The sequence below is a fragment of the Sphingomonas sp. CCH10-B3 genome, assembly GCF_001556185.1.
In the GTDB taxonomy this organism is placed as follows: Bacteria; Pseudomonadota; Alphaproteobacteria; order Sphingomonadales; family Sphingomonadaceae; genus Sphingomonas; species Sphingomonas aquatica.
On sequence record NZ_LSIJ01000001.1, the window covers coordinates 108454 to 122252 of the forward strand.

Below are 13799 nucleotides of genomic sequence, written 5' to 3' on the forward strand. Positions count from 1 at the left end.
ATGATGATCGCTGTGTTGTTGATGCTCCTGCCCGTTTCGGCGCACGCGCAGGCATTCGATCATGCCGTCTGGGACGGGCTGCTGAAGCGCAACGTCGTGGTCGTGCGCGGCGGCGTTGCCTCGCAAGTCCGCTACGGCGGCATGGCGCGCGACCGGGCCGCGCTGAAGACCTATCTGGCCAATGCGGCGAAGGTCAGCCGGGCGACGTTCGACGGGTGGTCAAAGCCCGATCAGCTCGCCTTCCTGATCAATGTCTACAACGCGGCAACGGTCGAACTGATCTTGACTGCCTATCCCAAGATCAATTCGATCAAGGATCTGGGCGGTTTGTTCCAGGGGCCTTGGGCAAAGCCTTTCGTGACGCTGCTCGGCAAGACGGCATCGCTCGACGATATCGAACACGGGCTGATCAGGGGGAGCGGGCGCTATAATGATCCCCGCATCCATTTTGCGGTCAATTGCGCCAGCATCGGTTGTCCCGCACTCGGTCGTGCGGCGTTTCGCGGAGCGACGATCAACGCCCAGCTCGATGCGGCGACGCGCGATTTTCTGCGCGATCGCACGCGTAACCGCGTTCAGGGCGATGGCGTTGCGGTATCGAGCATTTTCAAATGGTATCGCGGCGATTTCGAAAAGGGCTGGCGCGGCGCAAGGACGTTACCCGCGTTCTTTGCGCTTTACGCTGACAGTCTCGGGCTGAACGCGGATGCGGCTGCCAAGGCAAGGGCCGGTCAGTTGAACATCAGCTTCCTCGACTATGATTGGCGGCTCAACAAGGCCGGATGATCGCTGGCTCGCCATCCCGCTCGCGCGGCTAGGTGCGTGCAGACCCAGACCCATGCGCTGATCGGCGCCTATTTCTTTGGGAAGCGCGACCCGACGCTGATGACGGTCGGGGCGGTGGCGGGGATTGTCCCTGATCTGCCAATGTTCGTGATCGTGGCGACATTGTTGGCGATGGGGCGCGGCGGGCAGGAAATTTTCGGCCATGATTATTTCCAGCCGTGGTGGCAGCACATCAACGGGCTGGCCCACAGCCTCATCCTTTGGCCGCTCGCGCTCGTAGCTGCGCTGGTGGCGCGGCGAGCACGACCGCCCGCCCGCTGGCCAGCGATCCTGCTGGCGGCGGCAGCCGGCGGAGTTGCGCATGCGGGCATCGACTTTCTCTGCCACCGCGACGACGCGCATATGCAGTTCTGGCCGATCTCGGACTGGAAGTTCATTTCCCCGGTTTCCTATTATGATCCTGCCCATTTCGGTCGCGCGATGATGCTGTTCGAGGCTGGGCTCGGGCTGTTCATGGCTTGGCGGCTGCTTCGGATTGCGCGGCGGCGCTGGTCGCGCGCCTTGATCATGCTGGTGACGCTGCCGTACCTCGCGACGCTGATCCTGCTGCCGGTCGCGGTTGCGCGCGCCGAGGCCGACGTCGACGTTGACACCGTTCCGCTGGGTCGGTTTGCGATGGGCACGTCCGGATGGTCAGTCGTTTCGATCGACAAGAAAGTGCCGACAACGCGCTACCGGCTGGTCCGCAAGGACGATGTTGTCGGTGTCGAGGCGCTAGCCGACCATAGTCAGGCGCTGTTCGCGCGGCAGGTCGATCAGGCGCTCGACCAGGTTCCGATCCTCTGCTGGCGCTGGCGTATCAAGGGTGTGGTGGACCGGGCTGATATCCGCACGCGCCAGGGCGACGACCAAGCCGCGCGAATTTTTGTCGGGCTCAGCCTGCCGCGCGGGGCGATGTCGTTGGCTACCCGCATGAAGCTGGCGCTTGGCCGCGCACGCTTTGGCAAGTTGCTGCCCGACGGTGCGCTCAACTATGTTTGGGACAACAAGGCGCCCGTGGGCACGATCGTGCCCAATGCCTATACCGATCGCGCGCGGATGTTCGTTCTGCAATCCGGCAATGGCAGGGCTGGAAAATGGGTTGCCGAACGTCGCGATCTTGCGGCTGACATGCAGAGCCAGTTCGGGACGATGGCAGGCCGCATCACGCTGATCGCGCTCGCAACCGACACCGACAACACCGGCAGCGTGGCCGAAGCAGGCTATGCTGATCTCCATTTGGTGCGGCGAGGGGCGCCTTGTCGCTTCCCAGCCTAGCCATCCGTGTTGCGTTGCCGCAAATCGGGCGGCGTGGAACGATTTTTTGCCGGGGCGCAAATGACTGACAGGCGACATTATCTTCTGGCCATGACGGCAGTTGTCGCGATTGCGGCGCCGGTGCCCGCCCTCGCGCAGCAGGCGGGGCTGCAAATCACGGTCCTGCGGGAAGCCGGCGGCACCCCGGTCGTCGGCGCTGATGTGACCGTCGAAAACCCGGACATCGGCGTGTCGCGTAGCGCCGTAACCGACGCGAACGGCCAGATCCGGCTCGACGGACTGGCGACGGGCGGCCGATACCGGATCAGCGTTGCCGCCGGTGCCGACCATGCAGCGCAATCGACCGACGGGATCGTGTTAAGGTCTGATTTCGTTCGCGGAATCACCTTGTCGGTGGCCGCCGGAGGCGAAGTTGTCGTCACCGGGAACCGGGCAGTGACCGGCATCAATACCGTCAACGCCGAAATTTCGTCGTCGCTGCCCGCTGAAACTTTGAAGGCATTGCCGATCGAGGCCCGCGATGTGATCACCGCGCTCGTCCGGCTGCCCAATGTCGTCGCCTCGACGGGATTCTTCCCTGAAGCGCCCGTCGTGTCGATCAACGGCGCCAACGGGCTGTTCACCAATTATCTGATCGACGGGCTCGACAATAACGAGAATTTCCTGGGCGGCCTGAAATTTCCGGTGCCCTTGGGCTTTACGCGCGAAGTCACGGTGCTCGCCAACAGTTATTCGGTGGCGTTCGGGCGCACCGCCAACGGCATTGTCAATTACACGACGCCGTCGGGCAGCAACGATCTGCACGGGGAGGTCTATACGCTGATCCGGCCGGGCCGCCCGATCGATGCGCCATCGGCGTTCCCGCGCCGGGACCTGACCGGCAATCCGGTTGGCGAGAGTTTCCAGCGCTATCAAGGCGGCGGGTCGATCAGCGGCGCGCTCGCGAAGGACAAGACCTTCTTCTACGCCAATTTCGAATACACCCGCGACATCAGTACCAATGTGATCGACGCCCCCGTCCTGGGCGCCGTGGGCAACATCACCGGGACCAATGAATTCTATTTAGGATCGATCCGGATCGACCACCGCCTGTCCGATGACTGGACGGTCGCGCTGCGCGGCAATTTCGGCAATGTTTCGGTCGACCGCCCCGGCGGATCGCTCGGCGGGGGCAACGTCACTTTTCCCTCGGCCGGGTCCAACGAGGATCGCAAGTCGACTCTGGTCGCCGTATCGGCAACCCACTCGGGCGATGTGTGGACTTATGAAGGCGCGTTGCAGTTCAGCCGCTTTCGCTGGGATTACGGCCGCGCGAAAAATGGTCCCGGGCCGCAGGTTACAATCCGCGACCAGACCGGCCTGACCGTAGGCGTGGTCGGCCATCCAGGCTTTGTCTTCAACGATCTCGAAGAAACGTGGCAGACCCGGCAAAAGCTGCAGCGCCGCTTTGGCGCGCACCGGGTTTCGGTGGGTGCTGATCTGATCCATTCGGAATTCGGGCTGTTGGGGGGCGGCAACGTCGATGGCAATTTCACGGTCGAGCTGACCCCGGCGCAGATCACCGCGCTGCGGTCGCGCAATCTCGGGACGACGCTCGGCGCGGCCGATGTGCTCGCGCTCAACCCGCGCGTGATCGATTATTCGGTCGAACTGCGCCCGCAAAGCTTTGGTACCGGCCAGACCCTGGGCGCCCTTTATGTCGAGGACGAATGGCAGCTCGGCTCGAAGCTGACGGCGACGCTCGGCTTGCGCTGGGATTATGACTCGCTGACTGCCGCTGGCGGGCGGGGCGGCGACACCGACAATATCGCGCCGCGCCTCGCGCTCAACTACAAGCCCAATGCGCGCTCGGCGATCCGGTTCGGTGCAGGGCTCTTCTATGGCAAGATTCCCTATACGGTGATCTCGGACGCGCTGCAGCGCAACACAACGTCCGCTGCGCTTCAGGGCCAGCTCGGGCAATTGCAGCAGCGCGGTATCATCCCGGCAGGCGTTGCGCTCGCGCCACTGACGTTCGACGGCAACCTGACGGTTTCGCCCGTCTGCGCCTCCGTGAATGCCTGCCCTTCCGCCAGCGCCGTACAGGGATTGCGAGACACAGCGACGATCAATGAGGTCCGGATCCTCAACCCCAATGGCTATGACAGCCCGTACAGCCTGCAATTCAGCGTCGGCTATCAATATCAGGCGAGCAGCACGCTTTCGATCGCGGTCGATCTGATCTACAACCGGTCCTACAATCTGGTCCGGCTGCGCGACCTGAACGCGCCCGCGCCCTTCACGCCGAACCTCGCCAATCTGACTGCCGCCAATATCGCGACGCTGCGTGCGCTTCCCGACAATGCTGCCCGGATCGCGCTTGCTTCGTCGCTCGGGCTGGTCCGTACTCAGGCTGCTGCCGATGCAACTCGCCCGGTCGCGCTCGTCCCCGGTGGCGGCCGCCAGATCACTGTGTCCGAAACCGGCGGCCGGTCGACCTACGCGGCGCTGAACGTTCAGGTGAACAAGCTGCGTGGTGACGACATCTATGCTTTCCGCTTGTCCTATACGCTGTCGCGGCTAACCAACGACACTGACGATCTGAACTTTCGGGCATCGAACGCAAATGATTTTGCGGCTGATTTCGGCGCGTCGGCGAATGACCGGCGACACGTGATTTCGGCCGTTGGCTCGCTTTATCCGGTAAAGGGACTGACGCTGACGGCGGCGGGACTGTTCCAGTCCGGCCAGCCCGTCAATTTCATTCCCGACGCCAGCATCTTCGGGACGCAGGACCTGAACGGCGACGGGCAGAGCTTTGGTGAAGCGTTTGTCGGCAATTCGGATCGCTACCCCGGCGTGGGACGCAATACCGGGCGGCTGCCCTGGTCGACCCAGGTCGATATCGGCGCACGTTATGCGCTCGATTTGCCCGTCGGCGCGATCGAATTCAGCCTTGACGTCTTCAACCTGTTCAATGCCAACAACCTGTCGGGCTTTGCGAATGCCGCCAGTACGTCCAATCAGGTGCAGTTTGGCGGCGGCGCGCCGTTCGTGCAACGCAATGCCGGGACACCGCGCCAGTTCCAGTTCGGGGCGTCGTGGAAATTCTGATGGGATGATGAGGTGGTCGATTCGCTCGCGCAATTTCAGGGACTGATCGGCATCACCCTGCTGATCGGGCTTGCGTGGGCGCTGTCGGAGGATCGTGCCGCGCGGCCGAGCTGGCGCTGGATTGCAGGCGCGCTTGCCCTGCAAATCGGGACGGCGCTCGTGGTGGTGCGAGTGCCGCTGATCTGGGCAGCGATCGGCCTCGCCAATTCAGCAGTGTCGGCAGTCGAGGCCGCAACCAAGGTCGGGTCGAGCTATATGTTCGGCTATTTGGGCGGTGCACCGCTTCCGTTCGCGTTGGCTGATGGTGCCGCGCCGCCAGTCGTCGTCGCGTTTCAGATACTGCCGCTGGTCATCGTGTTTTCGGCGCTGTCCGCACTGCTTTGGCACTGGCGGGTGCTGAACATGATTGTCCGCGCCTTGTCCTGGGCGTTGCAGCGCACGCTGGGGGTCAGCGGCGTCGTCGGGCTTGGTGCGGGCGCGACGGTGTTTCTGGGCGTCGTTGAATCGCCGCTCGTGCTGCGCGGCTATTTCGCACGGATGAGCCGATCAGAACTGTTTGCGGTGATGACGCTGACGATGGCGACGATTTCGGGCGCGATTCTGGTCCTCTATGCCCAAACGCTTGCGAAAGCGGTGCCGAATGCGGTCAGCCACATGATTGCCGCCTCGCTGATCTCATTGCCTGCCGCGCTGTTGATTGCTCGATTGATGGTGCCGGGAACAGGCAGGACAGCCGAGGACAAGGACGCACCGGTCCTTCGCTATGACAGCAGCATCGACGCGATCCTGCGCGGCACGATGGACGGATTGCAGCTGTTTCTCGCCGTGATCGCGGTCATCATCGTTGCCTTCGCCCTGGTGTCGCTGGTCGATCAGATGTTGAGCGCGCTCCCTCTGGTTCAGGGCGCGCCGATCACTTTGCGGCGTGCGCTCGGCTGGCTGCTCGCACCATTGATGTGGGCGCTGGGCATTCCCTGGGATCAGGCGGGAGTCGCCGGCGGGTTGATGGGCACCAAGACGATCCTCAACGAATATGTCGCCTATCTCGATCTCGCCGCGCTGCCCGCTGGTAGCTTTGATCCGCGCAGCAAGCTGATCATCACCTATGCGCTGTGCGGCGTGGCAAATCTGGCGAGCATTGGCCTGCTGGTTTCGACCATCGGCACATTATGCCCCGAACGTCGTGCCGAGGTATCGGCGCTCGGGTTCAAATCGTGGATTGCAGGCAATTTCGCCTCGGCCATGACCGGGGCCGTGATCGGCCTTGTGACCTTTCGTTGAGCCCATGTTCGACGCGCGCCTTCGTCCGTTGATCGATCCGCCGCTGAATGCCATGGGGCGTTGGCTGGCGCGCGCCGGGGTTTCCGCCAACCAGGTCACGCTGGCGGGGTTGACGGTCGGGCTTGGCGGTGCAGTCGCGGTTGCCGGACGGCATTTCTGGCTGGGGCTGGCGCTGATCGTCCTCAGTCGGCTGCTCGACGGGCTCGATGGTGCAGTCGCGCGCGCGCGCGGCAAGAGCGACTTTGGCGGCTATCTCGACATTGTCTGCGATTTTGCGTTTTACGTCGCGGTACCGGTGGGATTTGGCTTTGCCGATCCTGCCAACCTGCCCTCCGCGCTCGTGCTGGTTGCGTGCTTTACCGTGACAGGCATCAGTTTCCTCGCCTTCGCTGTCCTTGCAGCTCAACATGGGCTGGAGACGACGGCGCACGGCGAAAAGAGCTTTTTCTACAACACCGGTCTCGCCGAAGGCGGCGAGACGATCGCATTTTTTTTGGCCATGTGCCTGTGGCCGGGCGGCTTCCAGCTGCTTGCCGCGGCGTTCGCAGTGCTGTGCGTGTTGACGGTGGTGCAGCGCAGCCTTGCCGCGCGGCATGTGCTGAAGGGCACGCCATGACGACCCCGGTCCGGGTCGTGCTGTTCGCGCGCTTCCCGACCCCGGGTCGTGTCAAGACGCGATTATTGTCGGTGCTGGCCCCCGACGCGGCCGCGACGCTGCATGCGCGGCTCGTCGAGCGGACATTGGCGATGATGCGCACCAGCGGGCTGCCGTTCGAGGTACAGATAACCGGCGCGAGCGCTTCACACTTCGCGCAATGGCTGGGCAGCGAGACGCCGCTTGTCGACCAGGGCGATGGCGACCTCGGCGAACGGATGGGGCGAGTGATCCCGCCCGCCATCATCATCGGCGCCGATATTCCCGATTTGCGAGCCGAACATCTCCACGCCGCGGCGGCGGCGGTGGTCGCGGGACGCATCGCGCTGGGGCCGGCCGAGGATGGCGGCTATTATCTGATCGGTCTACCGCACCGCGCCGATTTTCTGTTCGACGAGATGCCATGGGGCACCAACCGGGTCCTTGCCGAAACCTTGGCGCGGCTGGGCGAGCAGGCGATCGCGCCCATGTTGCTCCCCGAACTGGCGGACCTTGATCGGCCCGAGGATGTGGCGCGCTGGCCGCAGTTATCGGGGCTGTGAGCGCCCGTCCGGCCAAGCGGGGCGTGCCGATCCTTCTTGCGATCGGCACCGTTGGAGCACCTGCGGTCGCGCTCAAATAACCGCCTTGCGCGCCTTTCCGCGTGCCGGGCTGAGCGCCGCGCGGGCGATCATTGCAAGGATGTAATAGCTCGCCAGCACCACGCCGCGCACCGTTCCCGAGACTTTCGATTTGCCGATCCGCGCGCGATAATCGACCGGGACCTCGATGATTCTAAGGCCGTGCTGGACCGCGCGGATCTGCATTTCCACGGTCCAGCCATAGGTCTGCTCGCGCAGCGCGAGCGTGCGCAATGCCTCAGCCCGGATGGCGCGGAAGGGTCCTAGATCGGTATAGCGGAAACCCCAGATTGCCGCGATCAGCCAGCAGGCGAGCGCATTGCCGAAAATCTGCTGCGGTGTGAGCGCGCGCGCGGTGCGCTTGCCGCGGGTGCGCGATCCAATGACCATGTCGGCGCGCCCGGCGACGATCGGATCGATCAGGCTCGGCATCTGCTCCGGATAATCGCTGTTGTCGCCGTCCAGAAAAACGATGATGTCGGCGCTCAGCCGCTCGGCCTCGGCAATCGCTGCCAGACAAGCACGGCCATAGCCCGCCTGCGGCACATCCACCGTTCGCGCGCCATACGCCCGCGCAACCGCGGCGCTGCCGTCGGTTGAGCCATTATCGGCGACGATGACATGGTCGATGCGATCCGGGATTGCGCCCAGTACATGCGGCAGCGCCTGCGCTTCGTTGCGGGCCGGGATCACGACGGCGATGATGGGGGCGGTCATGCGGGTCGTCTCCGGCCTGCCTCGACCGCGAGCGCAAGCCAGACCGGTCCGGCCGAGAGCAACGGCGCGATCCAAGGCCAGTCGGCGGGATTGCCCCGCACCTGAAACCAGAAATCGAGATAATAGGCGGGGGCAGCGGCGAGCAGCATCAGCACCGGCAATCGCGGCTGCACCACTGCAAAAGGCGCTAGCCACAGCGCGTACCACGGATAACCGGTCGGCCCGAGCAGGATGAGCAGCAGGATCGCGGTGCTCGCCGCCCGGACCCGGTCGAGTGGCACGGCATGGTCGCGCCGCCACGCCACGGCGACCCAGCCGATCACCATGGCCGCTACCAGCAAGCGTGCCAGCGCGGACGGATCGGATGTCGCCAGGCCAAAGGCCGCAACCAAAGCGGGAAAAACCAGTGCATTGCGCTGCCAGTCGGCAGCGTAGCGGGTCAGCCCTGAATTGCTCGACGCCGAAATCAGCTGGGGCGACACCAGCACCAGCGCCAGCACCCCGGTCATGATCCCGATGACGATTGCTGCGCGGTTGCGCCGCAGCAGGGCCGGGACAATCAGCAACGGCCAGAATTTTACCGCGGCCGCGCCCGCCATGAATAGCGCCATCAATCGGGTTCGCCCGGCAATGACCATCCACAAAGCGCCGCCAAGGAACGGCAGCAGCAGCGCGTCCATGTGCGCGCTGTTTGCAAATTCCTTGAGCGCCAGCGGGTGCCACCAATAGAGCGCGGACCAGCACAGCGGCAGTTTTCCAGCCCGGAGTGCGCCCAGCAACAGCCCGAACGTGAGCATTTCAGCCGCCAGGACGATGATTTTCCAGCCCGTGAGCTGCCACGGTGTTAGCAAGTAACCGGCGGCAAAGCCGAGTTGCGCCAGCGGCGGATAGATCGTCGCGATGTGCGGATTGTTTACCCGCAGCAGGGTTTTGTGACCGGCCCGCGACAGCGCTTCATAGCCCTTGGGTGGCGGCGTTGCTTCAAGGCCGACGATGGCCAGCAGGCGATCGATGCCCGGCGCGGAAACAAAGCGGGCGGGCGGATAAGTGAACGGATTCTTGCCTGCCGCCGTGACGGCGCCGTCCCATTGATAGCGGTAATAATCGTCCTCAAGGATCGGCGTGGACGGAATCAGCATGATCCGGGCCATCAGCCCGACCACAAAGATCAGCGCGATCGCGCGGCCCGCGTGCATATCGCCTGCGCGGGCGTTCGCGAACCGTAGCGCCCACCCCAAAAAGGCGATCGACGCGATCCCCATGCCGATCGCAAACGTCAGGATCGGGCGATCAGCGAGCCGTATGTCCCAGACAAAGCGCGGCGCCATCGCCGCCAGGAACAGAGTGGTTCCGATCGGCAGCAGCGCACCGCCGATCAAAATGGCCGGGGCAAATCGCGCGCTGCTGGCCGTCACACGCGATCAGGAGCCTGCGGCCGCGCCGCTGCCGCCGCTGATGCCACCGAAAGCGGTGCGATCGGCGAAGCTGCGTTCGGCAAAGCTGTTAAGGCTCAATCTAGGGTCGACCGACAGTCGCGTGGCCATCATCAGCTTTTGCCCCAGTTTGGGCGTCGCCAGACCGCGAATATGCGCGAGCACGGCGTCGTCATTGCCCCCTAGCCGATCGCGATAGCCGATCAAGAATTGCGGCACCTTCGCGGCATCGGCATCGGCCTTGATCGCACCCGATCGATTGATGAAGGCACGCGCAGCCGCATCGAGCGCGGCGTTGACGGTGGCCCCGCGATAGGCCTTGGTCGGGAACGCGGGCGCTTCGTGGACGGGCAGCGCGAGACCATAGATGACATTGGGATTGGCAGCCGAACGCTTCAGGATCAGCGCATCGATATCGCCGATCGAAAGGTCGACACCGCTGATCTTGACAGCCTTGGTCGTGTAAAAGGTGCTGCCGGGCGCAAGCAGCTTTTCGGGCTTGGCGCCAGGAAAGGCTTGCGCTGCCGATCGCAGCACCAGCAGCGCGCGCAGATTGAGCCAATAAGCGAGCTGCTCGTCAGAGTTGAGCTGGGTCGGGTCGATTGTTGCAAATCCCGAAACGAGCTGCGTCAGCAACCGCTCGCCATCGCCCTTGATGGCGTCGTAACGCACTTCCGACGTGTTGCTATTGCCGATCACCAGCGAGGCGAGCGCCGAATCGATCACGCGATATTCGATGACCTGCTTGCTGTCGGGGCGAGAGGCTTCGAAACGCTCGAATGCCGATGCATTGGTGGCGACCTGCGCCAGTCCCGAAGACGTCAACGCCCCCAGCGCGAGCGCCGACACGGCACCAGCCACGGCAAGGTAACGACGCACGATCAAACGATTGTTCATGAGACTTTCTCCAGACAGCAGTGCCGATGTTGTCTGGTCTTACGCGGGCGTCGGGTCGAAGGTTACGCAAGCGGCGATGCGCTCACCCTTTTTTCATATCGGCAAGGAATGCGCGGATGCGTTTCGCGTTGACGCCAATGTCGCTTTCGCCGACGCGGCTCACCGAACGCATATCCAGAATGGCGCCGCCCCTTGACGAAAGGTCGGGGCGGATGCGCACGATCACGTCATCCCTGAAACGAAAGAACAACGAGGTGTCGGTCGCCTCGATGATGCCGCTGGCGGCGTCGACCTTGGCGATCGCCCAGCCCCGCGCCTGCACCAGCCGCGTCGCATGGCCCATCGCCGCCGCCGTATCCAGCGGCAAGTGAAGCGTTTGCAGGTCGCCATAAGCCGTACGGTGGATTGCTGCCCATCGCGTGCGCGCGTCCATTCCGGCGAACGCGGGGTCTCCCTCGCCGGGGATGGCAGCAAAATTGTCGGCGCGCTCGGCCAAGGTCGTAAACTGCGGCACGTCGGCCAGGTTGGTGGTGATGTCGTGGATGGGCGGTACGCGCAGCGCGGTCGAAAGCTGGGCCATGAAATAACCGCCGAACACCAGCGCGATTGCCAGCGCGATCACAGTGCTCCAGCGGTTCGCCCTGCCGCTGCGTCGCCCACGCACGAGGGCGACGATGCCGACCAATCCACCCAAGCTGCTGGCGAGGAAGCCGAGTACAAGCAGCAACAGTCCGATCTTGAACCCGAAACTGCCCGATCCCGTGCCGACAGCACCGACAATGGCCGCCAGCAACCCTCCCCCGCTCAGCAGCAGCGCCAACCGCGCCAAGCCGCCCGTGCGGTTGGCGGGGCCCGCTGGTGATAGTGATTCAGCCATGATCCGCCCCCTTGCCCGTGCCACGTCTTAACGGCTGTATCAGCAATTGGTCGATCCGCTGATCGCGACCTGCGCGAAAATCGGCAACCCCGATGGTCATGTCCTGGTGCCCAGCCGCCGGCTGCGCGCGGTAGGTGCCGAACAGCCAGTCCCACCACGGCAGGTTGAACCCGAAATTGCTGCCGCTTTCGCGGGCATCGATCGAATGATGGACGCGGTGCATGTCCGGCGTGACGAGCACCTGCCGCAGCAGCACATCAACCCGCAAGGGCAGGGCGATATTGCTGTGGTTGAACATCGCGGTCGCGTTTAGCAGGACTTCGAAGATCAACACGGCAAGCGGTGACGCCCCGAGGACGACGACGAGGAGGAATTTGAGGAGCAGCGACAGCAGAATCTCCGCCGGGTGGAATCGCAGCGCCGTCGTCACGTCCAGCTCGGGGTCGCTATGATGCATCCGGTGGATCCGCCACAATGACGGCGTTGCATGAAAAGCGAAATGCTGGCCGTAGATTGCGAGATCGAGCATCATCACGGCGATCACGACTTCGACCCAGCCCGGCAGCGCCACCTGGTTGAGCAGACCCCATTCCAGCGCCTCGCCTGAAGCCGCCACGCCGATCAACGCGATCGGAAAGATCAGCCGCGCTACGACGCTGTCGATCACCACCATCGCCATATTGCCGGGCCAGCGACGCCAACGAGCCAAAATACGCGCTCGGCGCGGGACGGCATGTTCGAGTCCGATCATCAGCGCCAGAACCGCGGTGAAGCTGGTCAGTCGGACCGCCAGATAAAAGTCTTCCGGCATGCTCACCATCGGTCAACGGCGGCTGCGTGGCGATCAACGTCGGGCACGCGGCGGACGATAATCGGTTGCCGTCGAAGCGACAAGCAACGTCCGACCCGGGGCGGCGCGAGCTTGGCCGTCGCTGTCGATCGGCGCCTGCAACGGACAGAACTCAGATCGGCGCCTTGGCAGCAGGATTACAATAATCCGGTCGCGAAGCCGCAAGCGCGCAAGATCTACCAGCGTATCGAGATCGTCGAAATCAGACGATAAAGGTCTTTATGCGCACCAATGCGATGAAAGCCAGCTTTGGAAGTCGCTTCGAAAGCTAATTTCGAGCCCTAAACGGCAATCTAACATCGAACCGATGATCAGAAAGTTATGATGCTGTAACCTTCGGCATATTTGATTCGAACGAAGATCGACCTGATTTGATGCGTCAGTACACAATTTTGCACCGAGCCGAGGAGTATACAAAGACATGCGCTGTCCTCCAATCATTGCCGATCAGATCAATTTGCGCGCCGTAAAATATATGGTGTTCGCTGGTCTGCTCGCGCCGACGGTCGCACACGCTGGCCCCTGGACGCTGAAGCAAGGCAAAACATACAACAAACCGGCCGTGAATTATTTTGTCGGCGAGTCACTTTTCGGTACCCAGCAAGACGGGTTCGAGCGATTTGAAGATCTGAATTTCACATTCTATAATGAAACCGGGATTACCGACGATCTGTCATTTATTTTGTCCGTTCCGATCAAGGAAATCACCCGCACCGACCGCAATGCCGCCGGCTTCGTAACGGCGCGGCGGACGTCGGGGGTCGGCGATATCGACCTTGGCCTGCGTTACAATTTGTCGAAGGGCCCCACCGTGGTCGCCGTCCAGGGCCTCGTCAAACTGCCCTATGCCTATAATGCAAACAATCCGCTGCCGCTCGGCAACGGCCAGGAGGATTTCGAAGGACGGCTTCAACTCGGTCGATCGTTCGGCAAGAGCGGCTATGTCGTGGTCGAAGCAGGCTATCGCTTTCGGGTCGGCGCGCCCGCCGATGAGTTCCGCTACCTGCTCGAATATGGCGTGGACCTTGGCAAATCGACTTATGTCCGCACCAAGCTCGACGGGCTGCTCAGCATCCGCAACGACACGCCGCAACTCGCCGTCAACGGCAATCCCACGCTGCCGCTCGCATTCGATCTCGCCAAGCTCGAACTGACCGCCGGTCGCAAGCTCAGCAACAAGGTGGCGGTTGAATTTACGGTCACGCCCAATGTTTATGGCGACAACACGTTGACCGGCACGAACTTTCAGCTGGCGCTTGTCTTCCAGCTATGA

General features: G+C 63.2%; 12 protein-coding genes. 7 read left to right on the plus strand and 5 right to left on the minus strand.

Annotated features, from left to right (window positions below):
* Genes AX672_RS00570 through AX672_RS00595 form a run of 6 tightly spaced genes read left to right on the plus strand, consistent with a single transcriptional unit; the run spans position 1 to position 7674 of the window.
* Positions 1–786, plus strand: a complete 786-nt coding sequence (locus AX672_RS00570) for a DUF547 domain-containing protein (protein ID WP_066646861.1) — start codon at positions 1–3, stop codon at positions 784–786.
* A gap of 36 nt (positions 787–822) precedes the next feature.
* Entirely contained in the window at positions 823–2103 is a 1281-nt protein-coding gene (locus AX672_RS00575) for a DUF3047 domain-containing protein (RefSeq protein ID WP_066646719.1), read from the plus strand.
* A gap of 60 nt (positions 2104–2163) precedes the next feature.
* Positions 2164–5196 carry a TonB-dependent receptor gene (locus tag AX672_RS00580; protein ID WP_066646722.1) on the plus strand — a complete coding sequence of 1011 codons (3033 nt, stop codon included), beginning with the start codon at positions 2164–2166 and terminating at the stop codon, positions 5194–5196.
* 12 nt (positions 5197–5208) lie between these two features.
* Positions 5209–6477, plus strand: coding sequence for a NupC/NupG family nucleoside CNT transporter (locus AX672_RS00585; protein WP_066646728.1), 1269 nt, complete (start codon positions 5209–5211; stop codon positions 6475–6477).
* Positions 6478–6481: 4 nt separating this feature from the next.
* Positions 6482–7093 carry a CDP-alcohol phosphatidyltransferase family protein gene (locus tag AX672_RS00590; RefSeq protein ID WP_066646731.1) on the plus strand — a complete coding sequence of 204 codons (612 nt, stop codon included), beginning with the start codon at positions 6482–6484 and terminating at the stop codon, positions 7091–7093.
* The gene (locus AX672_RS00595) at positions 7090–7674 is read left to right on the plus strand and encodes a TIGR04282 family arsenosugar biosynthesis glycosyltransferase (RefSeq protein WP_066646733.1); all 585 of its coding nucleotides are present in this window, start codon (positions 7090–7092) and stop codon (positions 7672–7674) included. Before AX672_RS00590 ends, AX672_RS00595 begins: the two co-directional genes overlap by 4 nt.
* 72 nt (positions 7675–7746) lie before the next feature.
* On the opposite strand, the gene AX672_RS00600 is transcribed toward AX672_RS00595, so the two are convergent.
* The 5 genes from AX672_RS00600 to AX672_RS00620 all read right to left on the minus strand — a co-directional run bounded on the left by AX672_RS00600 (position 7747) and on the right by AX672_RS00620 (position 12487).
* Complete coding sequence (locus tag AX672_RS00600) at positions 7747–8469, minus strand: glycosyltransferase family 2 protein (protein ID WP_066646735.1); 723 nt, start codon at positions 8467–8469, stop codon at positions 7747–7749.
* Positions 8466–9884: a hypothetical protein gene (locus tag AX672_RS00605; protein ID WP_066646743.1), complete on the minus strand. Its 1419-nt coding sequence runs from the start codon at positions 9882–9884 to the stop codon at positions 8466–8468. The genes AX672_RS00600 and AX672_RS00605 overlap by 4 nt, the downstream gene beginning before the upstream one ends.
* A 6-nt stretch (positions 9885–9890) precedes the next feature.
* On the minus strand, positions 9891–10799 hold the full coding sequence (locus AX672_RS00610; protein ID WP_066646745.1) for a DUF547 domain-containing protein: 909 nt from the start codon (positions 10797–10799) through the stop codon (positions 9891–9893).
* Between the two features lie 82 nt (positions 10800–10881).
* A complete protein-coding gene (locus AX672_RS00615) occupies positions 10882–11676 on the minus strand; it encodes a DUF1499 domain-containing protein (RefSeq protein ID WP_082730300.1) in 795 nt (264 codons plus the stop codon).
* Positions 11669–12487, minus strand: coding sequence for a sterol desaturase family protein (locus tag AX672_RS00620; RefSeq protein WP_202189195.1), 819 nt, complete (start codon positions 12485–12487; stop codon positions 11669–11671). Before AX672_RS00620 ends, AX672_RS00615 begins: the two co-directional genes overlap by 8 nt.
* Before the next feature lie 460 nt (positions 12488–12947).
* Between AX672_RS00620 and AX672_RS00625 the strand changes: the two genes are divergently transcribed.
* Positions 12948–13799, plus strand: coding sequence for a hypothetical protein (locus tag AX672_RS00625; protein WP_066646757.1), 852 nt, complete (start codon positions 12948–12950; stop codon positions 13797–13799).

Excerpts from the sequence above, each read along its gene's own strand:
- AX672_RS00570 (WP_066646861.1), top strand. The coding sequence starts at position 1 with ATGATGATCGCTGTGTTGTTGATGCTCCTGCCCGTTTCGGCGCACGCG.
- AX672_RS00580 (WP_066646722.1), top strand. The coding sequence starts at position 2,164 with ATGACTGACAGGCGACATTATCTTCTGGCCATGACGGCAGTTGTCGCG.
- AX672_RS00590 (WP_066646731.1), top strand. The coding sequence starts at position 6,482 with ATGTTCGACGCGCGCCTTCGTCCGTTGATCGATCCGCCGCTGAATGCC.
- AX672_RS00595 (WP_066646733.1), top strand. The coding sequence starts at position 7,090 with ATGACGACCCCGGTCCGGGTCGTGCTGTTCGCGCGCTTCCCGACCCCG.
- AX672_RS00600 (WP_066646735.1), bottom strand. The coding sequence starts at position 8,469 with ATGACCGCCCCCATCATCGCCGTCGTGATCCCGGCCCGCAACGAAGCG.
- AX672_RS00610 (WP_066646745.1), bottom strand. The coding sequence starts at position 10,799 with ATGAACAATCGTTTGATCGTGCGTCGTTACCTTGCCGTGGCTGGTGCC.
- AX672_RS00615 (WP_082730300.1), bottom strand. The coding sequence starts at position 11,676 with ATGGCTGAATCACTATCACCAGCGGGCCCCGCCAACCGCACGGGCGGC.
- AX672_RS00620 (WP_202189195.1), bottom strand. The coding sequence starts at position 12,487 with ATGCCGGAAGACTTTTATCTGGCGGTCCGACTGACCAGCTTCACCGCG.
- AX672_RS00625 (WP_066646757.1), top strand. The coding sequence starts at position 12,948 with ATGCGCTGTCCTCCAATCATTGCCGATCAGATCAATTTGCGCGCCGTA.